The sequence below is a fragment of the Arachnia propionica genome, from assembly GCF_003932785.1.
In the GTDB taxonomy this organism is placed as follows: Bacteria; Actinomycetota; Actinomycetes; order Propionibacteriales; family Propionibacteriaceae; genus Arachnia; species Arachnia propionica_B.
Genome location: NZ_RQYT01000146.1, coordinates 1 through 489, shown reverse-complemented (window position 1 = coordinate 489; position 489 = coordinate 1). Strand labels below are relative to the sequence as shown.

Genomic DNA, 489 nt, shown 5'->3' with positions numbered 1-489 from the left:
AGTCGCGGCGTCGGCCATCACTGTGGGTCTCGCGGGTGCGGCGTCCGGTGTGGTCGTGGGTGTAGGTGATGGTTTCGTCGCCGTTGGTGGCTTGGAGGAGTTGCCCAGCGGCGTTGTAGGTGCGTTCCCAGGTGGTGCCGTCGACGTGTTCGGTGGTGAGGCGTCCGGCTGGGTCGTAGGTCCACGTGTTGGTGGTGGTGTCGGATTCGGCGCGGGTGAGTTGTCCGGCGTCGTCGTAGTGGTAGCGGGTGTGTTGCCCGTTGAGGGTGACTGAGGAGAGCCAGCCGGTGTCGGTGTAGTCCATCACGGCTGTGGTGTGGGTGCCTTGGCTGGTGGTGGTGTGGTGGGTGGTGAATCCGTTGGTGTAGTCCCATTGGTGGATGACATCATCGAGGACCGCGCGGGTCAGTCGGCCTTTCTGGTCGCGTTCGAGGGTGGCGGTGGCGAGTCCGGGATGGGTGACCTGGGTGATGTTCCCGGCCGGGTCAC

General features: G+C 65.2%; 1 pseudogene. It reads right to left on the bottom strand.

What is annotated here, in order from left to right:
• Positions 1-489 (bottom strand): annotated as a pseudogene (locus tag EII35_RS15615) (hypothetical protein); the annotation flags it as partial.